The sequence below is a fragment of the Catenuloplanes atrovinosus genome, assembly GCF_031458235.1.
GTDB lineage: Bacteria > Actinomycetota > Actinomycetes > Mycobacteriales > Micromonosporaceae > Catenuloplanes > Catenuloplanes atrovinosus.
This window is the reverse complement of the sequence record NZ_JAVDYB010000001.1, coordinates 3,833,274-3,853,756: the sequence shown is the minus strand read 5'-3', so window position 1 is coordinate 3,853,756 and position 20,483 is coordinate 3,833,274. Positions and strand designations below refer to the sequence as shown.

Sequence of the window (20,483 nt, the reverse complement as noted above, 5' to 3'; positions counted from 1 at the left end):
GCAGATCGTACGCTGAGGCCCATGACCGATCTTCGCGACCGCTTCCGCGCGTTGCACGTGTCCGGCACGTTCGTGATGCCGAACCCGTGGGACACCGGCTCCGCCCGCCTGCTGGAGAGCCTGGGCTTCCCGGCGCTGGCCACCACCTCCTCCGGCCTCGCGGCCGCGCTCGGCAAACTCGACCAGCGGGTCACGCTGGACGAGCTGGTCGCGCACGTGGCCGCGGTGACCGCCGCGGTCGGGGTGCCGCTCAACGTGGACGCCGAGCGGTGCTTCGACGACGTCGCCGCCACCGTGGACGCGCTGGCCGCGGCCGGCGCGGCCGGCATCTCCATCGAGGACTACGACCCGGGCGCCGGCCGGGTCGAGACCCGCGACGACGCGGTCGCGCGGGTGGCCGCCGCCGCGTCGGCCTGCGCGCGGCACGGCATCGTGCTCACCGCCCGCGCGGAGAACCACCTGTACGGCCACGACGACCTGGACGACACGGTCGCGCGGCTGCGCGCGTACCGCGAGGCCGGCGCGGACGTGCTCTACGCGCCCGGACTCCGCGCGCCCGAGGACATCGCCCGCGTGGTCGCGGCGGCGGGCGGGCCGGTGAACGTGCTGGCCACCTCCGGCGCGCCGAGCGTGCCCGAGCTGGCCGCGCTCGGCGTCCGCCGCGTCTCCACCGGCGGCGCGCTCGCCTGGGCCGCCTACGGCGCCGCCCGTACCGCGGCGCGGGAACTGCTCGGGCCGGGCACCACCACGTTCCGGGCCGGGTCGCTGACCGACGCGGAGATCGAGGCCGCGTTCGGCCGCGGGTAGGGGCTGGCGGCCGGCGGTGACGCGGGGCACGATGTGCCGATGCGGACCGCGTTCACTGAGCTGACCGGCGTGCGGCATCCGATCGTGGGGTTCAACCGCTCGCCCGCGGTGGTGGCCGAGGTGACCAACGCGGGCGGGTTCGGCGTGCTGGCCGCCTCGGCGTACGCGCCGGAGGAACTGGACGCGCAGCTGACCTGGATCGAGGAGCGGGTCGGTGGCCGGCCGTACGGCGTCGACCTGCTCGTCCCCTCCAGGTTCGCGGCCGGCGACCCGGACGACCTGATCGCCAGCCTGCGCGCGCAGATCCCGGCCGAGCACTTCGCGTTCGTCAACGACCTGCTCGACCGGTACGGCATCCCGCCGACGGACACCCGGGACATCGCGGACGAGTTCGCGGCCGGGGTCAGCCCGACCGGCGTGGCCGCGCTGCTGGACGTGGCGTTCCAGCACCGGATCGCGCTGATCGCGAACGCGCTCGGCACGCCGCCGCCGGAGCTGGTCGCGCGCGGCAAGGCGGCCGGGGTGATCGTCGCCGCGCTGGTCGGCGCGCCCAAGCACGCGGTTCGGCAGCTGGAGGCCGGCGTCGACCTGCTGGTCGCGCAGGGCACCGAGGCCGGCGGGCACACCGGCACGATCGCCACCATGGTCCTCACCCCGGAGATCGCCGACCTGGCCGGCGACATCCCGGTGCTGGCCGCGGGCGGGATCGCGGACGGGCGGCAGATGGCGGCCGCGCTCGCGCTCGGCGCGGCCGGCGTGTGGTGCGGTTCGGTGTGGCTGTCCAGCCACGAGGACGTGGCGAACGCGGCGATCAAGTCGAAGTTCCTGGCCGCGACCAGCGCGGACACGCTGCGCTCGCCGACCCGCACCGGCAAGCCGGCCCGGCAGCTGCGCAGCGCCTGGCACGACGAGTGGGAGCGGCCGGGCAGCCCGGCGCCGCTGCCGTTGCCGCTGCAGCCGCTGCTGACCGGCGAGGCGTGGCAGCGCATCGACGACGCCGCCGCGGCCGGGCACGAGGGCGCGCTGAAGCTGGAGTCGTTCTTCATCGGGCAGGTGGTCGGCTCGTTCCGTGGACTGCGCCCGGCCGCGGAGATCACTCGCAGCATGGCGGAGGAGTGCGCGGCCCAAATCGCGCGGCTGGGGCGCGCCCTGTGATCGACGACCGCACGCCCGTGATCATCGGCGTGGGGGAGGCCTCCGAGCGCCTGGACGACCCCGGCTACCGGCGGATGTCCCCGGTGGACCTGGCGGCGGCCGCGGCCGCGGAGGCGCTGGCCGGCGGCGTGCACGTCGACGTGGTCGCGGCGGTCCGGCAGTTCGAGATCTCCACGCCCTGGTCGCACGCGCCGCTCGGCCGGGCGGACAACCCGCCGCGCGCGGTCGCGGCCCGGCTCGGGCAGTCACCCGCGCGGGCGATCCTGGACGTCACCGGCGGGCAGGCGCCGCAACGACTGGTCACCGAGCTGGCCGGCGAGATCGCGGCCGGGCGCGCGGACACCGCACTGGTCTGCGGCGCCGAGGCGATCTCCACGGTCGCCCGGTTCGCCGGCGCGGACGACCGGCCGGACTTCACCGAGCACGTCGGCGGGCAGCTCGAGGACCGGGGGTACGGGCTGGACGGGCTGATGCCGCCGCGGCTCGCCGCGCACGGCCTGCTCGACCCGCCCGGGCAGTACGCGCTGTTCGAGCACGCGCGCCGGGCCCGGCTCGGCCTGTCCGAGGCGGCGTACGCGGCCGCGATGGGCGCGCTGTTCGCGCCGTTCACGCGCGTCGCCGCCGGGCATCCGCACGCCGCCGCGCCGACCGTGCGCACCGCGGCGGAGCTGGTCACGCCGACGCCGGCGAACCGGCTGGTCGCCGACCCGTACCCGCGGTATCTGGTCTCCCGGGACAAGGTCAACCAGGGCGCGGCCGTGCTGCTGGCCTCGGTGGCGGCCGCGCGGCGGCTCGGCGTCCCGCCGGACCGCTGGGTGTTCCTGCACGGCCACGCCGACCTGCGGGAGAAGCCGGTGCTGGAGCGGCCCGACCTGTCCGCGTACCCGGCCGCGGTCGCCGCTGTCCGGCACGCGCTGGACGTCGCCGGCCTCGCGCTCGGCGACGTGGACGTGCTCGACCTGTACAGCTGCTTCCCGATCGCGGTGTTCGCGGTCTGCGACGGGCTCGGGCTGGCGGCCGACGACCCGCGCGGGCTGACCGTCACCGGCGGGCTGCCGTTCTTCGGCGGTCCCGGCAACGACTACGCGCTGCACGCGATCGCGGAGACGGTCCGCCGGGTGCGGCGGGCACCGGGCACGTACGGGCTGGTCGGCGCGAACGGCGGGTTCCTCAGCAAGTACTCGGTGGGCGTCTACTCGGCCGTGCCCGCGCCGTGGCGCCCGGGCGACGGCGCCGCTATCCAGGCCGCGCTCGACCGCGTGCCCCCGGTGGAGGTGTGCGACGACCCGGCCGGGCCCGCGGTCGTGGAGACGTACACCCGCAAACCGGGGCAGGACGCCGTCGTGGTGGGCCGGACGGCCGACGGCCGGCGGTTCGTGGCCTCCTGCGCGGCCGGCGGCGACCTGCTCGGCGCGCGCGGCACGGTCGACGGGGTGGCATTTTCCCGGGATACATCGCGGCCGCCCGCCGCCTAATGTTCCTGTCACAAGCACGGCGCACAACGCACAGGGAGATAGAACAAGGATGAGCGAGATCTACGAGTTCCAGATGGACGCGGACGGCAACGGCACCGACGACTACGTGGTCGCGGAGCAGTTCGAGGACGGCAGCATCTACACCGTCGCCGACCTGGACGGGGACGGGCTCGCGGACGTCGCCACGGTCGACTACGACGGCGACGGCGTGGCCGAGGAGACCTACGAGGTCCCGGGCGGCTACACCTCGCTCGCGGCCGAGGAGGTCACCGTGACCTACTCCGAGACCGTCACGTACACCAGCTACTGATCAACGGACGCGGGGATGGGCCGGATCGTCCGGCCCACGACCCTCCATTCTGGATCGAAGGGCGTCTAATAGGCTGCTGGAGACCTTCAATATCACCCATTGGTACGGCACGATGACTGTACGGACTGCGGCGATCCGATTACTCACGTAGAGTCCCTCTGCACGCTGCCGCGGCCCGCAGCACCCGTGCCCCGAGGAGGACCGTGCCCGCCGTGGTCGACGTTGAGGATCTGCTGTCCGCCGGACTCGACGCTCTCTCCAGCCACCAGCGCCGCGCGGCCCGGGTCATCTCGCTGGTCCCGAGCGAGAACGCCGGATCGCGGCTGGCCAGGGCCGTGTTCGGCACGGACGCGGCGGCCCGCGCGTTCTTCAACATCGACGGCGACCCGGCCAACTGGACGCTGCCGTCCCGCCGGCACGCCGCCCGGATCGAGACCGACCTGACGCTGCCGCTCCTGCACGTCGCGACCGGCGCCTCCTACGTCTCCGCCCGGCCGCTCTCCGGCACCCAGTCGACCACGCTCGTCCTCGCGTCCCTGGACGCACCGCCCGGCGGTACGGTCCTGGTCGTCCACGCCGCCCACGACGGCCCGTGCCGCACGTCCCGGCTGGTCGCACGCATGCGGTACGCGGCGGTGCACCTCGCGCACGCGGACCCGTACCGGCCCGACCCGTCCGCCCTGGAGGCGGCGATAGCCGCGCACCGGCCCGCGCTGGTCCTCTTCGAGGACGGCGGGCTGTTCCCGCTGCCGCTGCCCGACCTGCTGGCCGTGACCGGCGGCGTCCGCACCCACGTGGACATCTCCGCCACCATGCCACTGATCTTCGGCGGCCTGCTGCCGAACCCGCTGCACCTCGGCGCGGACAGCATCGGCGGATCGACGCACACCGCGTTCCCGGGTCCGCAGCACGGCGTGCTCGCCATGCGTACCGCCGGGGTCGCCGAGGCCGTGTTCGCCGCGGAACGGGACCTGATCGCCTCGCATCACCTGGCGGCGGTCTGCGCGCTCGGGCTGGCGCTGGCCGAGTTCCAGTCGCGGGCCGGCCTCGCGTACGCGCGCGCGGTGGTGCGGACCGCGCGGGCACTGGGAGGCGCGCTGGCGGCCGAAGGGCTGGTGCCGCAGGCGGCGGAGCGCGGTTTCACCGGCGGGCACCAGTTGTGGGTGGACACGCGCCCGGCCGGCGTCGACGCCGCCGTGGCGGGGGAGCGCCTGGCGGCCGGCGGCATCGATGCGGAGATCCGCCACGACCTGCCGGGCTTCGGCGGGGTGCCGGCGCTGAGCCTCGGCGTGGCGGAGGCGGTGCACGCCGGCCTGGGGGAGCAGCAGGCGGGCCGGCTGGCCGGCCTGATCGCCCTGGCGATCCGCGACCCGGAGGCCCGCGACCGGGTCGCCTTCGACGTGCGCGCGCTGCGCCAGCACCTGCACAGCCCGTACGTGCTGCCGACGCCTCCGCCGGGGGTGTGATCCCGGATCATCCGGCCGGCCCGGCCGCGCGATCCTGCGCGTCGCGTGTCGTGCGCCGGCGGTTCGCGCGGCGCACGACCGTAGGGCATCGGCGGCCGGGGGTCATCGCGAGGGCTGCAGGAAGGCCCGCGCCACCTGGCCGGTGAAGAAGGCGCCGAAACGCGCGATCGTCCCGGCGCCGCCGGAGCCGGTGGGCCGCAGCGAGGTCAGCAGGCGGGCGACCTCGGGGACGGAGATGGTCATCCGGCCGGTGGGGGTGACCGCGTCGTAGCGGTCGTCGGGGTCGACGACGGCGACGGCGAGGCGGGTGGTGGCGATCCACGGGTTGGTACGCCAGCCGCGGCGCACGTGCTTGGTGCCGTGCAGCAGCCAGGCGCGGCCGGTGTCGTCGGTGAACGGGACCTGGTAGGTCATGGTCCGCGCGGGGCCGCCGTCCACGGTGGCGAGCAGGTGCAGGGTGCCGTCGGTGACCATGGCGGGGCGGGCGGTCAGGCCGGCGACGCGGACGGTCCCGTAGAGCGTGGCGGCGTGCGCCGGGTCGTCGATCATGGCTTGCAGGTCCGGGATCTCCACGGTGAGGCGCAGTTGGGCGGCGGCGCCGTTCACGGAGCCGGTCATCACCTCGGCGAAGCGCAGGCCGGCCGGGTCGCGGCGGATCGGGCCGCGCCGGGAGAGGGCCTCGACGGCGGCGTCCTCGGGTGCGGGGCGCGGGGTGACGTCGGCGCGCTCGGGGGCCCGCCAGGCCGGATCGCCGGTGATGGCGCGGACCGCGCGCTCGATGCAGCGCTCGGCGACGGCGGTGATGGTCAGGGACGGGTTACCGCCGGTGGAGCCGGGCAGCAGCGCGCCGTCCAGCACGTACAGCCCGGGATGGCCGAGCACCTCGCCGTCGGGCGTGGCGGCGCTGCCCATGGGTACGCCGCCGAGGTTGTGCACGGTCACCGGCTGCCGGAACATGCGCCACGTCGGGGTGGTGAACGGCGTGCCGCCGAGCGCGCGGACCACGGCGCCGGACGCGGTCTGCTCGTCGGTGTAGAGCGGATCGTTGCGGGTGGTGTTCCACACGACGCGCAGCCGGTGCTTGGCCCCGCGCAGCTCGATCCGGCCGTCGGCGTGGTCGCGGCCCATGGCGAGCAGCACGGCGGTGCGGCCGGTCTCCAACTGGCGGGCGAAGGACTTGGCCTGGTCCAGCATGAACGTCATGCTCCGGCTCATCCGCCCGGCCAGATAGGACGGCAGGTGCATGGTGCGGACCAGCTCCGCGATGTGCTCGGAGAAGCCGCCGTCCTCCAGCACGAACCAGCGCTCGTCGTCGGGATCGCCGCCGCGGATCACGGAGGCGGTGGTGATGGTCGGGCCGACCGAGGGCGCGAACTCGGCGCCGAGGTTGCGGCCGAAGCTGAGGAAGTCGCCGTTGCCGGAGAAGCCGTTGCCGATCGTGGCGGGCAGGCCGGGCAGCGTGCCGTACTGGTCGCGGCTGCGCAGCAGGATCTCGGTGCTGCCGAGCGCGCCGGCGCACAGGAACACGTACCGCGCGGTGACCTCGCGCTCGACCGGCTCGGCGTGTCCGTGCTCGCGCAGCTTGACCCGGTAGCGGCCGTCGCCGGTGGTGCCGATCCAGAGCGCCTCGGTGCGCAGGCCGACCTCGGCGCCGGCCCGCTCGGCCAGCGCCAGGTAGTTGTGGTCCAGCGTGTTCTTGGCGCCGACGTTGCAGCCGATGTCGCACTGTCCACAGTAGGTGCAGCCGCGCTGCGGCACGCCGAACCGGTTGGTCTGCCCCTCGCCGCGGTCCTCGAACGTCACGGCCAGGTTCGGGTGGAAGAAGCCCTCGCGGTGGCCGAGCCGGGACGCGGCCTCGGCCATCAGGCGCGTCTTCGGTGGCAGCTCGCGGTCGTCCGGGACCGGGGATACGTCGAGCATGTGCGCGGCGAGGTCGTAGTACTCCTCCAGGTGTGCGCGGCTGTACGGCGCGGGCCAGTCCCGGAACACCGGCTGCGGCGACCGGGCGGCCACGTTCGCGTAGACCAGCGAGCCGCCGCCGTAGCCGGCGGCGCGGACGGCGAGGATGTCGTTGAGCGGCAGCGCGTCGTAGAGGCCGTGGTTGCACAGCCACAGCCAGCCGTCGTCGAGCCGGGTCAGGTCGCGCGGGAAGCTGCCGGCCGGCCAGCGGCGCCCGCGCTCGACCACGGCGACGTCGATGCCCGCCTGGGCGAGCCGGCAGACGGCCACGGCGCCGCCGAAGCCGCTGCCGATGACCAGTGCCTCGTAGTGATCGCGGCTCAGGTACTCCGGCACCTCATACATGCGCCCCTGCCTAACACTGTTAGATTTCCGAACACTGTTAAGTTAGGGCGGTGCCACAGAACATGTCAACGCGGCGGGAACGTGAGCGAGCCGACGTTCGGGCCAGGATCGTCGCGGCGGCGCTGAACGTGCTGGAGGCCGAGGGCTCCGCCGCGCTGACGGTCCGCCGGGTGGCCGCCGAGGTCGAGTACACCGCGCCGGTCGTCTACCAGCACTTCGACGGCAAGGACGGCCTGATCCTGGTCCTGGTCGAGCAGGGGTACCGGCGGTTGCGCGGGGAGATGGCGGCCGCGATCGACGCGCCCGGCCCGGCCGGGGAGCGGATTCTGCGCGGCGCCGACGCCTACCTGCGGTTCGCCGGCGAGCACCCGCACCTGTACCAGGCGATGAACAACACGCTGCTCGACCCGGCCGCGCGGCAGCGGTCCGCCACGCCGGTCACCGAGCTCGTCTACGGCCTGCTCGCCGGGTGGGCCGCGGAGAACGAGACGCCGCTGGACCTGGGGGAGGGGTGCGAGATGCTCTGGGGCACGCTGCACGGCATGGCGTCCCTCGGCCACCTCGGCACCATCGGGCCGGACCGCGCGCGGCACCTCGGCGACCGGGCCGTGCGCGCGATCCTCACCGCCTGGCGGGGCTAGCCGCTGGTCTCCCGCGCCCACGGCAGCAGCAGCCGCTCGATCAGCGCGACGCCGTAGAACAGCGCCACCGAGATGACCGCCAGCAGCACGATCGCGGCGAACGCGGCCGGGGTGTCGAAGTTCGACGTGCTGCGGCTGATCACGGTGCCCAGCCCGCGCTCCGGGTTGGACAGTTCGGCCACCACCGCGCCGATCACGGCCAGGTTGATCGCGGTCTTCAGCCCCAGGAAGATCTGCGGCAGCGCGTAGTGAATGCGGATCTTGAGGAACGTCTGGCGCCGGTTCGCGCACAGCGACGCGGCCAGCTCCAGCGACTCGGTCGGCGCGGAGGTCAGCCCCTGCTTCACCGCCAGCAGCACCGGGAAGAAACACATGATCGCCACGAGCGTGATCTTCGGCGGGAACCCGAAGCCGAGCCAGAACAGCAGCAGCGGCGCCAGGGCCACCTTCGGTACGGCGTTCAGCGCCACGAAGACCGGCAGCGTGACCCGGTCCGCGGTCCGCGACGCCGCGAGCGCGACGCCGATGCCGAGCCCGGCCACGGTGGCGATCGCGAACCCGGCCAGCGTCTCGATCAGCGTGACGCCCGCCTCGGCGAGCAGGTAGCCCGGCTTCTGCAGGAACGCGTCGAAGATCTGCGGCGGCGACGGCAGGAAGAACTCGGGCACGTTGCCCAGCACGGTGAACGTCCACCAGGCCAGCACGACGCCGATCACCCCGGCGGTCGGCAACGCGGTCGCGCGAAGAGACACAGAGGACTCCCTTTATAGGATGTGCCGGGCGTGCGCGGGCACACCGGGAAGATGGCGGTCCCGGTGTGCTCGGGCACGCCCGGCACGGTGCGAGATCAGGCGCGCTGGCCGACGACCGAGAAGACCTCGTGGCCGTGGATCAGCGTCGCGGGGTCCGCCATGATCTCCGGCACCCGGTCGAGCCGCTCCTTCGCCATGCCGGCCGCGAGCACCTTGTCGTAGGTCTGCGCGTGGATCGCGGTCAGGAAGCGCGCACCCGCGTTCCCGCCACCCCAGTACGAACTGAACGTCTTCGTATCCACATTGGTCAGGCCGAGCCCGGTGAGGACACCGTGGATGCTCGGCGCCCAGCCCGGGTCCGTGCCGTGCGCGTCGAACACCTTCCGGCCCACGGTCCGCTGGAACTCCTCCACGACGTCCGCGCCCTCGCCGGACACCGCGATGTGCTCCCGCCGGGCCCGGAAGTCCTCCAGGCACAGCCAGCCGCCCGGCGCGAGCCGCTCGGCCAGCCGCGCCGTGATGGCCTTGCGCGGCGGCAGGTGGCCGAGCGTGAGCCGCGCGTGGATCAGGTGGAACGGGCCCTCCGGCAGCGGCTCGTCGGAGAGCAGGTCGAGCCGCACCACGTCGAGGTTGCCGTCCGGCTCGATCGCCGGATGCAGGTCGAGCGCGACCACCCGCCCGGTCTCGCCGACCAGATAGCGCATCTTCTGCGCCACGCTGCCGGCGCCGGCGCCGACCTCGAGCATGCGCGCGCCGGCCCAGGTGCCGGACGGCAGCCCGGTCGCCGGGAAGCTCTCCCGGTCGATCAGGCTGGTGATCCGGTACATGGTGTCGTCGTCGAGCAGGGCGCTGAGCGCGTCGTGATGGTCGCCGGAGGCCTCGTGCAGGTTGCTCAGCGGGTACGGCCGGATGTCCGTCATGCCCGCGTCACTTCGCCGACGAGGAGGCCGGGACCGGCGCGGCGCCGGGAACGAAGTTGAAATCGATCATGTCGCCGACGTCGATCGGCGGCAGCTGGAGCACGCCCTCGAGGATCGCGGCGCCCTTCGCGGCGCGCGCCTCGTCGATGTAGCCGATCGGCTTCGTGCTGTCCTGCGGGTAGACGTAGGTCTTCATGATGGTCAGCTCCGCGGCCGCCACCTCCGGGTCGGTCTCCGGCACCTGCTCGGCCAGGATCTTCGCCGACTCCTCCGGGTTGTTGATGGCGTAGTCCAGGCCCTTCATCAGCGCGCCGGTGAAGTCGCGGACCAACTGCGGCTGCTCCTGGATGAGCTGGGTGCGCGCGGTGAGCACGTTGCCCATCAGGTCGGTCAGGCCGTCGGAGTAGGGCAGCACCACCAGGTCCTGCTCCTTGGTGATCAGGCCCTTGCCGATCGCGGCCTTGCGCACGCCGGGCGTACCCGCGACGAACAGGCCGATCGCGTCGACCTGGCCCGCGATCAGCAGGCCCGCGACCTGGTCGGGCGCGACCTCCTGCCACTGCACGGTGTTGAGCTCGGCCGGGTCGATGTTGAACGCGGACGCGTACGCCGGGAAGACGGACTTCGGCGCCGCGCCCGCGCCCACGCCGATCTTCTTGCCGATGAGCTGGCGCGCGCTGGTGATGCCCTTGCTGGGCAGCGTCACCATCGAGATGAGGGTCTGCGAGTGGATCGCGGCCACGATCTTCACGGCCTTGCCGCCCTTGGCGTAGCGCGGGACCGCGCCCGACCAGTCCACCGCGCCGAAGTCGACCTGCCCGGACTCCATGGCCGCGTAGTTCTTCTCGCCGGCCGCGCCCGCGACGATGGTGACGTCGAGGCCGGCCTCCTGGAAGAAGCCCTTGCCCTTCGCCACCGCACCGGCGGCCTCGCGACCCGGCAGACCGAACGCGGTCATGTACGTGGTCTTGCGCAGCTCGCCACTCGGCGCGGCCACCTCGGAGGTCGGGTTCGACGTGCAACCGGCGGCGGCCAGCCCGGTGAGGCCGACGCCGGCCGCCGCGCTGCCTGCCAGCAGCGTCCGGCGGCTGAGCGGCCGGTTCAGCAGTGATGCCACTGCAACATCCCTTCTCGGCATTCTTTGCATTCCAAGTCGGCGAGGAGCGGCCGCGGTCGCGGCGAGGGGGTTCTCCAGCGTCGACACGGCGCCGGGGCGGTCGGGTGAGGGGCCGCCCCGATCAGGGGGAGGGCCCGCCATCGTCACCCAAAGTTGCTGACCAAGAGCAGAACGGGCGGACCCTCGGCACGAAAACCTAGAATGCTTCTCATTCCAAGTCAACTGTGGATACTGAGGATTCTTGGGATGCTTGTTATCCGAGGTCCAGCGTGATGTCATGGCAGGCGCTGACCAAGGGAGTCCCTCACCATGCCCGCCACCCCCATCTACCAGCAGATCATGGCTGACATCCGCACCAAGATCGCGAACGGCGACCTCAAGCCCGGCGACAAGCTGCCGTCCATCTCCGAGCTCACCGTGGCGTACAACTGCAGTGCCGAGCCGGTCAAGATGGCCATCCGCATGCTCAATACGCTGGGTGAACTGCAGGGTCACCAGGGACGCGGCGTCTACGTCCCGACCGGTTCGGCGCCGCGCTCACGGCCGCAGGCGATGTAGATCTCCCGGGCATGCTCCCGTGCGGCGCCCGGCTTCGCCGGTGTTTCGTTCGAAGGGCCGGTTCTGTCTCGGCACGACCACAGTGGTCACTCTCCGCACACTTACTACTTCGTTCTGCGGTCTTTCGCCATTCGCGCCGCGCACCCGTACGGGTGACGGCGTGCGATCCTCCACATCGGCCGCTCGGGGCCGCGTCAGTTGACGCCGAGGCTGGTGGCGAGGCGGCGGCCCTCGGCGACCGCGTCGCGCCACGCCTCCGTCTCGGTCTTGTCGCCGCGCTCGTAGGCGCCGAGCTGCCGGACGTACACGCGTTGCACGTCCACGTCCGCCGGAGCCTCGTAGACCAGCCGCGCGCGCTCGGCCGAGGCGCCGAACACCTCGCCGGTGAGCTGGCCGCCGAAGTACGGGTCCGGCTCGCGCAGCGCGGCCATCGTGTACGTGGCGGGGGAGGCCGGGAACAGCCCGGCGTCGGTGAACGCGCGCGCCTGATTCTCCGGGGACAGCAGCCAGGCCACGATCTCGTACGCCAGCGCCGGATCCCGCCCGTTGACCGGCAGCGACAGGAACGCCCCGCCGTAGTCCGCGCCCGCGGCCGGCCCCGACGTCACCCGCCACCGCCCGGACGCGCCCGGCGCCGCGGTCTTGAGGTCGTGACCGCGCCACGCCGCGCCCAGCTCGGTCGCGAGCGTGCCGTCCCGCAGCGCGGTCCGCCACCGCGCGTCGTCCGCGGCCGGGATGCCCGCGCTGACGCCGGTGCCGACCAGCCGCGCGGCCGTCTCCCAGGCGGCGCGCACGTGCGTACCGTCACCGACGAAGTGGTTCGCCTCGTCGATGAACCGCTTCGCACCCTGGTGGACGACGATGACGAACAGCTCCTGCGCGTTGCGGAGCAGGCGGGTGCCCGGCAGTGCGCGGCCGATCTGCAGGCCCGCCTCGACGTAGTCGTTCCAGGTGCCGATCGCGTCCGCCACCTCGGTCGGCTCGACCGGCAGGCCGGCGCGCTCGAAGACGTCCGTGCGGTAGTACATCGCGGTCGGCCCGATGCCGGCCGGGAAGCCGATCAGCCGGTTGTCCGGCGCGCTGGCCTGCTGCCACTTCCACGGCACGTACTGCCCGGCGACCTCCTCCGCGCCGAGTGGGCGCAGGTCCGCGAAGAGATCCGCGCGCGGCAGGAACGCCGCGATCTCCTCGCTGCGGATGCCCGCGATCGACGGCACCGCGGTGGGCGGCCCGGCCAGCACCTCGGCGAGCCGCGCCCGGTAGTCGCCGTCGATCGGGGTGGGCCGCAGCGTGGTCCGGGCCGCGAAGTGCGTCACCGCGTCGCTCAGCACCGCGCCGCTGAGCCCGCCCGGCCAGTACCACAGCACCGTCTCGCCACCGCCGGTCGCGATGCCCGGCCCGTCCCCGCCGCATCCGGTGATCGAGGCGGTCGCCAGGCCGGCGGCGGCGCGCAACACCCGCCGACGGGACATCGACACGGCACGGACCTCCTCTGCGCCCTTCACCCTACTGCGATTCGCCCGGATTTATCGGTATGTTTCAGACACTATATGGGCATGGCGGATCTTCAGGGATGGGTGGACGTGCCGGTCCGGGTCGAGCCCGGCGGCGAGGCGACCGTGATCGCCGCCGGTGACCGTTCCCTGCATCTGCGGCGGAACGCCGGCACCTGGACCGGGCTGGAGACGTTCGACACCGTCTCGCTGGTGCGGGTCACGCCGCTCGGCCGCTGGTGGGCCGCGGTGCGCGGCACCGACGGCCCCGACCTGCACCTCGGCCTGCCGCGCCCGACCGGTGCCGACCGCCGCCGCTACGTCCGGCAGCCGGTCACCTCGGCCGCCACCATCTGGTGGCCCGGTGCCGACGAGCCCGCCACCGGCCGTACCACCGACATGTCCGTCGGCGGCTTCTCCGCCCAGCTCGACCGCGAGATCCCGGCCGGTGTCACCGTGGCCGCCCGGATCACGCTCGGCGAATCCCCGATGACCTGCATCGCCGCCACCATCGACGGCCGGGTCGGCCGGGCCCGGTTCGCGTTCACCCAGCTGCGCCCCGCGGACCGCGACATGGTCGCCGCCATCACCTGGACCACCGGAGCGGACGGCGCCGCCGTGCCCAGCGGCCCGGCCTGGCTGTGGACCTCGACCGGCTCCGCCCGGGTCACGTTCCAGGCGACCGCGCTCGGCGGCGCCGTCACCGGCGGCGACCTCACCGTCCAGCGCGGCGAACGCGTCGTCATCGCGATCGACGACAAGCTGCTGCTGGCCCGCGTCGTCTCCCTGGCCGGCGGCCGGCCCCGCCTCGCCTGGGACGACTGACCGACGTCCCCTGGCGACCACCGCGACACGTGCAGGGAGGCCGCCCGCGGCCGACCGGTGCCCGCGGGAGCACTCGGAAGGCGACCACGCCGGACGCGGGAAGAGAAAGAATTTGATCTTCTTAGACCGCGTCCTCGAGCGGTCGCAGGAACTGCTCCGGTGCGTGGACGATGGTGTCGGCCATGTCGCGGAACCACTGCTGGCGGCGCGCCTCGGAGAACTGGCGGGCGATGATCGCGGCTGCGTTGCGGTCGTCGATCAGCAGGCCGGGGGTCTGGATCCAGCCGATCGGGAGCGGGCGGCCGGTCTTCGCGGCGAGCGCCTGGAGGCGGCCGGCGACCTGGCCTTGAAGGTAGGTCTCGGTGGAGACGAGCACCATCCGGCCCTTGGCGGCGAGCGTCAGCGAGGAGTCGTCGAAGCCGATCGCGCCGGCCACCCACGGATCGTGGCCGGCGGCGCGCAGCGCGGCGATGGAGTTGGCGTCGCGTCCGCCGACGCCGATCAGCGCGAGCGCGCCCGGGTTCGCCCGGTGCAGCGTCTGCCAGGCGCGCAGGTTCGCGCCCGGCTCCTGCTTGGTGTCGAACGGGCCGACCACGACCACGGTCGGCAGCAGCCGGTGCAGCGTGTCCCGCACGCCCGCCACGCGGCTGTCCAGCGACGGGATGCCGGGCGAGACCGAGCCGATCACGATCACGCCGCCGGTGGTGGCGGGCAGCCGCGCCGCGACCGCCTCGCCCAGCATCGCGCCGAGCCGGTAGTTGTCGTTGCCGACGAACAGCCGCACCCCGGAGCCGGGCGCGGGCGGCGCGTGCACCGAGATCACCGGTGTGCCGCGGGTGATCGCGGAGCCGATCGAGTCCGCGAACAGCTCCGGGGTGAGCGTGAAGACGGCGAGGCTGGCCGGGGACGCCTGCTCCGCCGCGTGGAACTGCTCCAGTTGCGCGGCGCTGTCCGCGACCCCGGGGCCGGACTCGGTGTGCGCGACGCCGCCGACCTCGTCCACGCCGTGCGCGAAGCCGAACGTCATCTCCTGCACGAACCCGAACTGGCGGCCCGCGACCAGCAGCGCCACCGCGCCGGCCCGCCGGTCGTCCGCTGCGCCGGTGCACCCGGCGGCGCACGCCAGCAGCGCCACGGTCAGCGCGGCGGCGACCCGGCGGGACACGTCCATGTCCGCCCCATCGGCACGATTCCGGATTAGCTCAGGGAAACCCGGCTCCGGACGATGGGCGATGACGAGGGGAGGTGCGGGCGGATGCGTCACTGGTTGCAGCGCCGCGCGGTCGCCCGCAGCGCGATCGTGGCGCTCACCATCGGCCTCACGCTGCTCGCCGGGCTGGCGTTCATCAGCGCGCGCACCGCCGCCCAGGCCTCCGCGTCCGTCGCCGGCCGGCAGCAGGTCAGCCAGCAGTGGAACGAGGTCTATCTGAAGATCAACATTGAGTACGAGATGCTGGTCGACTTCCTGGAGCAGCAGAGCGCGGAGGGCCGCGCCGTGCTGTCCGGATCGATCGGCTCGGCCGAGGAGAACCTGCGCTGGCTCAACGCGTACGGCGGGCCGGACGACAGCGCGCAGGCCCGGTCGCTGCAGAACACGTACGGCGGGTACAGCTACACGCTGCGGAACCTGGTCGACGTCACCCGCGGCGGTGACGAGGACGCGCTCCGCCACCAGGCCCGGCAGGCCGCGCTCAGCGCCGCGGCGCTGCGCAAGCAGGCCTCGCTCAACATTGCGCGGAACAACCTGGAGATCGGCGACCGGCTCCGCGAGGCACGGCAGGACAGCGACCAGATCAAGCTGGCCGTCACCGTCATCTCCCTGGCCGACCTGGCACTGGTCGTCTTCTGCACCGTGGTACTGCTGGTCTACCAGCGCAGCACCGAGCGGCAGGCCGCGGAGAGCCGCTACCGGGCCAGCCACGACGGCCTCACCGGCGTCGCCAACCGCAACCTGCTCACCGAGGGCATCGAGAAGGCCATCGGGCGTACGGTGCCGGGCGGCGCCGGGGTCGGCCTGCTGCTCATCGACCTCAACCGGTTCAAGGAGGTCAACGACACGCTCGGCCACCACGCCGGCGACCTGCTGCTGCAGGAGGTGGCCCGGCGGCTGACCGGCGCCTCCCGCGGTACGGACCTGGTCGCGCGCCTCGGCGGCGACGAGTTCGCGGTGCTGCTCTCCGCGGTCGACTCCGCGGAGGAGGTGATGGACATCGGCGAGCGCATCCTGGCCGCGCTCTGCGGCCCGGCCGAGCTGGAGGGCCTGACGCTCGACATCAGCGGCAGCATCGGCGTCGCGTTCTACCCCTCGCCCAGCACCAGCGCCGCGGAGCTGCTCCAGCACGCGGACGTCGCCATGTACGCGGCGAAACGCGGGCACAACGGCATCAGCATGTACGATCCGGACGCCGACCAGAACAGCTTCGAGCGGCTCACGCTGCTCGGCGAGCTGCGCCGCGCCATCGAGAACGGCGAGCTCGAACTGCACTACCAGCCCAAGGTGCGGGTCGGCACGCGCACGCTCTGCGGGGCGGAGGCGCTGGTCCGCTGGCGGCACCCGGTCCGCGGACTGCTCGGCCCGCACCTGTTCGTCCCCACCGCCGAGCAGAGCGACCTGATGCGCCCGCTCACCGACGCCGTGCTCGAGGCCGCGCTCGCTCAGCACCAGCGCTGGCGGCACGACGGCCTGCTGATGCCGGTCTCGGTGAACGTCGGCGCGTCCAACCTGCTCGACCCCGGCTTCCCCGCCCGGGTGGCCGCGCTGATGGACCGGTACGGCACCGCCGCCGGCCAGCTGACCATCGAGATCACCGAGAGCGCGCTGGTCGACGACCCGCCCCGCGCCGCCGCCGCGCTGCGCGACATGCGCGACCGCGGCGTCCTGCTCTCGATCGACGACTTCGGCACCGGTTACTCGTCGATGAGCTACCTCCAGGTGCTGCCGCTGGACGAGCTGAAGATCGACCGCCAGTTCACCACGGAGATCCTCTCCACCCCGCGCGGCCGGCCCATCGTCACCGCGATGGTCGAGCTGGCCCACGCGCTGGGCCTTCAGGTCGTGGTGGAGGGCGTCGAGGACGAGCGCACCCACGAGGCGATCGCGGACATGGGGTGCGAGGTCGGCCAGGGCTACCTCTTCTGCCGCCCGCTGCCCCCGGACGACTTCGCCACCTGGGCCACCGAATGGACCTCCGACCGCACCGCCCCCGCGCTCTCCTGACGACGACGCTCCCGGCACCCGCTCGACCAACGGCGACGCTCGCGGCCTCCGCACGCCGCCGCACGCCGCCGCACGCCTCCGCACGGCGACGTGCGCGGCACGCGAGTCGGCGTGCCGCGCACCGGCGTGGGTCAGGCGGCCTGGTAGGCGACGGCGATGTCGAGGACCCAGGTGACGCCGAAGCGGTCCTTGAGCATGCCGTAGAGCGGCGTCCAGCCGGACGGTGCCAGGTCCTGGATGATCGTGGCGCCGTCAGCCAGGCCCTTCCAGTAGCCGGTGATCTCGTCGGCGTCGGTGCCGCGGACGGAGACGAAGACCGGCTTGTCGCCCGGGTCGTAGGACTGGCCGGCCGGCACGTCGAAGGCCATGACGTGGAAGCCGTTCTCCGCCCGCACCTGCCCCCACGCGACGAGGTCGGCCTCGGCCGGGTCCTCGGTGCCGTAGGCCTGCTGGTGCGTGGCCACCGCGATCTCGCCGCCGAAGACGGACTGGTAGAACTCCAGCGCCGCGCGGGCGTCGCCACGGAAGTTCAGGTGCGTGGTGGTGGTGATGCTCATGATGACTCCGTTCGAGTGTTCGCCCGGCTTGCCCTGGCGCGAGCTGAACTCTGCCAGCGGTAGGTGCCAGGTTCTGTCACCCTCTGCGCGCGTTATTGCGGCGCGCGCGCCGCCGCAGGTTCGCCATGATGGCGCGGTGAGACGCGGACTCGCTCACCGCCTGGCTGACGGACGCGCGTACTTGCCGATGATCTCCAGGTTGATTACAAACGGAGTCATGACTCAGCCGGAGGCGGATCTGCGAACGGACGTGCCGCACGCCGCGCGGATCTGGAACTACTGGATGGGCGGCACGGACAACTTCGCCGCCGACCGGGCCGCGGGCGACGCCGTCGTGCGGGTCTACCCGCAGATCGCGGCGATGGCGCGGCTGTCCCGCGGCTTCCTGATCCGGGCGGTGCGCCACCTCGCGGCGGAGGCCGGCATCCGGCAGTTCCTGGACGTCGGCACCGGGCTGCCCACCATGCAGAACACGCACGAGGTCGCGCGGGGCGTGGCGCACGAGGCGCGCGTCGTCTACGTGGACAACGACCCGATGGTGCTGGCGCACGCCCGCACCCTGCTGGACGGCGGCGGCGCCACCCGGTACGTGCACGCCGACTACCACGAGCCGGAGCGAATCCTGGCCGAGGCCGCGACCGCGCTGGACTTCCGCGAGCCGATCGCGGTCATGTTCATGGGCGTGATGGGCTACGAGCCGGACCTGGCCGTGGTCCGGTCGATCGTCGCGCGGATGATGGCCGACACGGTGCCCGGCAGTCACCTGGTGCTGTGGGACGGCACCAACACCACGCCCGCCGTGGTCGAGGGCGCGCGCCGGCTGGCCGAGAGCGGCGGCGTGCCGTACGTCCTGCGCAGCCCCGAGGAGCTCGCCACCTGCTTCGACGGACTGTCCATGGTGGAGCCCGGCCTGGTGCGGATCTCCGCGTGGCGGCCGGACTCCGCCGACGTCGAGCCGATCGACGCCTACGGCGCCGTGGCGCGGAAGGTCTGAGTCACCTACCAGAACTTGCGGCGGTAGTGCCCCTTGTGCCGGTAGTGCCCCTTGTATCGGGAGTGACCGTGGTAGCCACCACCGTGGTGATATCCGGGCGGCGGCCCGTACGGGTGACGCCCGTAGCCGCCGTGCCCGTGGCCGTGCCCGTAGAGGCGCCGGTTGATCTCACCCAGCAGCCCGCCCGCGACCGGATTGCCCCGGTGCGCCCTCCGCTGGAGCCTCGACGCCACCATCGACAGCAGGAACCGCTTGACGAAACCGCTCACCGCACCCCATCTCCTCACCAACTCTGCCACCCACGGTAACCGACCGCTTCCAGTGCTCCCGGTGCCGAAACTGCCGGTTCCCTGAGAGAGCGCACTCACCGGCCGCCGGGCCGGCCACCGCGGTTCGCGCACCTTTGACAACCGTTCGTATTCCCGCTTCCGGCGTGATCACGCCCGTACGCTCCCGCGGGCCAACCTCGCGGCGGCTCCGCCGCCGCTCCGACGCCGCATCGGAGCCGGTCCCGCCGCTGGTCCCGGAACTGCCGCGAGTCTCGCCGTGATCGGGTGGGCGCGGCGGTGGCCGCGCCCACGGGCCGGAACGGGTCAGTCGCAGAAGGCGTGGGTGACGAGGGTGTCGATGGCGGCGTCCCAGGTGGCGTTCTCGGCCGGGTCGGCGGTGCGGGTGAAGACGGAGACGGTGAGGACGCGGTCGCGCTCGACGTCGATGCCGGGGAAGACGGAGTAGCCGAAGCCGTTGCCGCCGTGGCCCCAGTGGCCGCCGCCGCACGGGAGCGGGCGATAGAAGATGCCGAGTCCGTCGCCGCTGCCGGACGGGTAGCCCTGGTCGTCCGGGACCGTGACCAGCGTGCGCATCTCGGCGAGCTGTGCGGGCGGCAGCAGCCGGCCGCCGAGCAGCGCGCGGAGGAACGCGTTCACGTCGGACGCCGTGCTGATCATGGAACCGTCCGCGCCGCTGTCCAGGCCGCGGACCGCGACGGTGGTGTCGGTCAACGGCGCCCCGGGTGCGAAGCGCAGGTAGTTGCGGGCGTGCGGCTGCGGCAGGTACGGCCAGGTGCCCGGTGTGATCGTGTGGCGCAGGCCGAGCGGGCGGAGGACGCGGGCGTGCACCTCGTGCTCCCAGCTGTGCCCGGTCACCTGCTCGATCAGCCGCCCGAGCAGCAGGTAATTGGTGTTCGAGTAGCTCCAGCCCGTACCCGTGGAGGGGTGTTGGAACGCGATGCCGATGAGTTCGTCCGGTGCGTAGGTGCGCCAGCGGTTGCGCCGGTAGTCGTCGGGCGTGAGGTAGTCGGGCAGCAGGTCCTGTGTGTAGTCGTGGATGCCGCTGGTGTGCTGGAGCAGCTGCCGGACCGTCACGCGGGCCGGCACGCCGGGCACCGGCGCGTCCAGCGACAGCCGCCCCTCCGCGCACAGTTGCAGCACGACCACGGCCACGAACGCCTTGGTGGTGCTGCCGATCCGCAGGTACGGGTCGGACGTGGGCGTGCCGGCGGTGGCGATCGTGGTGCCGGACGTGGTCTCGAGGCGGGCCAGCGCGGCGGTGACGCCGAGCGCCCGCAGCGCGTCGACGTCCCGTTGCAGGCGGGTGGGACCGGCGGCGGCCGCGGTGACGGTCAGCAGCAGCGTGGCCGCGAGCGCGCATCGGAGCAGGACGATTCGCATGCGGCCAGCATGGCGGCCGGGCCGGGGCGTGCGCACTCCCGCGAGCCCGACTGCCAGGGCGGGGGACAACCCTACCAGGTATTGACAGTTTGCAATGTAACGCCTAGGTTAAGCGGCCTGGGAAACCGCTTTCCGCCGCCACCGGGAAGCGCACCGCACGGCCGTGGCCCGCCGCGCCCGCCGCCGGTGCCGGCCACCGACCGGCACCGGCCGGACCCTCAC

General features: G+C 73.2%; 19 protein-coding genes. 10 read left to right on the top strand and 9 right to left on the bottom strand.

From position 1 onward, the window contains the following. Nucleotides 1-21 precede the first annotated feature (21 nt). From J2S41_RS17335 to J2S41_RS17315, 5 genes are all read left to right on the top strand, one after another. A complete protein-coding gene (locus J2S41_RS17335; protein ID WP_310368913.1) occupies nucleotides 22-807 on the top strand; it encodes an isocitrate lyase/PEP mutase family protein in 786 nt (261 codons plus the stop codon). Nucleotides 808-846: 39 nt separating this feature from the next. Then, entirely contained in the window at nucleotides 847-1,962 is a 1,116-nt protein-coding gene (locus tag J2S41_RS17330) for an NAD(P)H-dependent flavin oxidoreductase (RefSeq protein WP_310368912.1), read from the top strand. Continuing rightward, nucleotides 1,959-3,437: an acetyl-CoA acetyltransferase gene (locus J2S41_RS17325; RefSeq protein ID WP_310368911.1), complete on the top strand. Its 1,479-nt coding sequence runs from the start codon at nucleotides 1,959-1,961 to the stop codon at nucleotides 3,435-3,437. Before J2S41_RS17330 ends, J2S41_RS17325 begins: the two co-directional genes overlap by 4 nt. 49 nt (nucleotides 3,438-3,486) lie before the next feature. Further along, nucleotides 3,487-3,747: a hypothetical protein gene (locus tag J2S41_RS17320; RefSeq protein WP_310368910.1), complete on the top strand. Its 261-nt coding sequence runs from the start codon at nucleotides 3,487-3,489 to the stop codon at nucleotides 3,745-3,747. Between the two features lie 212 nt (nucleotides 3,748-3,959). Then, the gene (locus J2S41_RS17315) at nucleotides 3,960-5,213 is read left to right on the top strand and encodes a PLP-dependent aminotransferase family protein (protein WP_310368909.1); all 1,254 of its coding nucleotides are present in this window, start codon (nucleotides 3,960-3,962) and stop codon (nucleotides 5,211-5,213) included. Nucleotides 5,214-5,315: 102 nt separating this feature from the next. On the opposite strand, the gene J2S41_RS17310 is transcribed toward J2S41_RS17315, so the two are convergent. Then, nucleotides 5,316-7,517, bottom strand: coding sequence for a GMC family oxidoreductase N-terminal domain-containing protein (locus J2S41_RS17310; protein WP_310368908.1), 2,202 nt, complete (start codon nucleotides 7,515-7,517; stop codon nucleotides 5,316-5,318). A 62-nt stretch (nucleotides 7,518-7,579) separates the two neighbouring features. On the opposite strand from J2S41_RS17310, the gene J2S41_RS17305 reads away from it, so the two are divergent. After that, nucleotides 7,580-8,158 (top strand): TetR/AcrR family transcriptional regulator, encoded by a 579-nt coding sequence (locus tag J2S41_RS17305; RefSeq protein WP_310368907.1) that lies wholly within the window; start codon nucleotides 7,580-7,582, stop codon nucleotides 8,156-8,158. On the opposite strand, the gene J2S41_RS17300 is transcribed toward J2S41_RS17305, so the two are convergent. From J2S41_RS17300 to J2S41_RS17290, 3 genes are all read right to left on the bottom strand, one after another. Continuing rightward, nucleotides 8,155-8,910 (bottom strand): ABC transporter permease, encoded by a 756-nt coding sequence (locus J2S41_RS17300; RefSeq protein WP_310368906.1) that lies wholly within the window; start codon nucleotides 8,908-8,910, stop codon nucleotides 8,155-8,157. The two genes, J2S41_RS17305 and J2S41_RS17300, sit on opposite strands and share 4 nt — an antisense overlap. A 95-nt stretch (nucleotides 8,911-9,005) precedes the next feature. Beyond that, nucleotides 9,006-9,830: a class I SAM-dependent methyltransferase gene (locus J2S41_RS17295; RefSeq protein WP_310368905.1), complete on the bottom strand. Its 825-nt coding sequence runs from the start codon at nucleotides 9,828-9,830 to the stop codon at nucleotides 9,006-9,008. Nucleotides 9,831-9,837: 7 nt separating this feature from the next. Beyond that, on the bottom strand, nucleotides 9,838-10,947 hold the full coding sequence (locus J2S41_RS17290; RefSeq protein ID WP_310368904.1) for an ABC transporter substrate-binding protein: 1,110 nt from the start codon (nucleotides 10,945-10,947) through the stop codon (nucleotides 9,838-9,840). 309 nt (nucleotides 10,948-11,256) lie between these two features. On the opposite strand from J2S41_RS17290, the gene J2S41_RS17285 reads away from it, so the two are divergent. After that, the gene (locus J2S41_RS17285) at nucleotides 11,257-11,505 is read left to right on the top strand and encodes a winged helix-turn-helix domain-containing protein (RefSeq protein ID WP_310368903.1); all 249 of its coding nucleotides are present in this window, start codon (nucleotides 11,257-11,259) and stop codon (nucleotides 11,503-11,505) included. Between the two features lie 194 nt (nucleotides 11,506-11,699). Here the strand turns inward: J2S41_RS17285 and J2S41_RS17280 are convergent, their stop codons facing one another. Then, the gene (locus J2S41_RS17280; protein WP_310376396.1) at nucleotides 11,700-12,977 is read right to left on the bottom strand and encodes an ABC transporter substrate-binding protein; all 1,278 of its coding nucleotides are present in this window, start codon (nucleotides 12,975-12,977) and stop codon (nucleotides 11,700-11,702) included. Nucleotides 12,978-13,061: 84 nt separating this feature from the next. On the opposite strand from J2S41_RS17280, the gene J2S41_RS17275 reads away from it, so the two are divergent. Further along, complete coding sequence (locus J2S41_RS17275) at nucleotides 13,062-13,823, top strand: PilZ domain-containing protein (protein WP_310368902.1); 762 nt, start codon at nucleotides 13,062-13,064, stop codon at nucleotides 13,821-13,823. 121 nt (nucleotides 13,824-13,944) lie between these two features. On the opposite strand, the gene J2S41_RS17270 is transcribed toward J2S41_RS17275, so the two are convergent. Further along, on the bottom strand, nucleotides 13,945-14,994 hold the full coding sequence (locus J2S41_RS17270; RefSeq protein WP_310368901.1) for a sugar ABC transporter substrate-binding protein: 1,050 nt from the start codon (nucleotides 14,992-14,994) through the stop codon (nucleotides 13,945-13,947). A gap of 84 nt (nucleotides 14,995-15,078) precedes the next feature. Here J2S41_RS17270 and J2S41_RS17265 point away from each other — a divergent pair, with 84 nt between their 5' ends. After that, nucleotides 15,079-17,040 (top strand): putative bifunctional diguanylate cyclase/phosphodiesterase, encoded by a 1,962-nt coding sequence (locus J2S41_RS17265; protein ID WP_310368900.1) that lies wholly within the window; start codon nucleotides 15,079-15,081, stop codon nucleotides 17,038-17,040. 131 nt (nucleotides 17,041-17,171) lie between these two features. Here the strand turns inward: J2S41_RS17265 and J2S41_RS17260 are convergent, their stop codons facing one another. Continuing rightward, the gene (locus J2S41_RS17260; RefSeq protein WP_310368899.1) at nucleotides 17,172-17,597 is read right to left on the bottom strand and encodes a VOC family protein; all 426 of its coding nucleotides are present in this window, start codon (nucleotides 17,595-17,597) and stop codon (nucleotides 17,172-17,174) included. Nucleotides 17,598-17,814: 217 nt separating this feature from the next. On the opposite strand from J2S41_RS17260, the gene J2S41_RS17255 reads away from it, so the two are divergent. Beyond that, nucleotides 17,815-18,591, top strand: a complete 777-nt coding sequence (locus J2S41_RS17255) for an SAM-dependent methyltransferase (protein WP_310368898.1) — start codon at nucleotides 17,815-17,817, stop codon at nucleotides 18,589-18,591. Nucleotides 18,592-18,596: 5 nt separating this feature from the next. Here J2S41_RS17255 and J2S41_RS17250 read toward each other — a convergent pair whose 3' ends face one another. Continuing rightward, complete coding sequence (locus J2S41_RS17250; protein WP_310368897.1) at nucleotides 18,597-18,860, bottom strand: hypothetical protein; 264 nt, start codon at nucleotides 18,858-18,860, stop codon at nucleotides 18,597-18,599. Between the two features lie 324 nt (nucleotides 18,861-19,184). Beyond that, entirely contained in the window at nucleotides 19,185-20,261 is a 1,077-nt protein-coding gene (locus tag J2S41_RS17245) for a serine hydrolase domain-containing protein (protein ID WP_310368896.1), read from the bottom strand. Nucleotides 20,262-20,483: the final 222 nt, after the last annotated feature.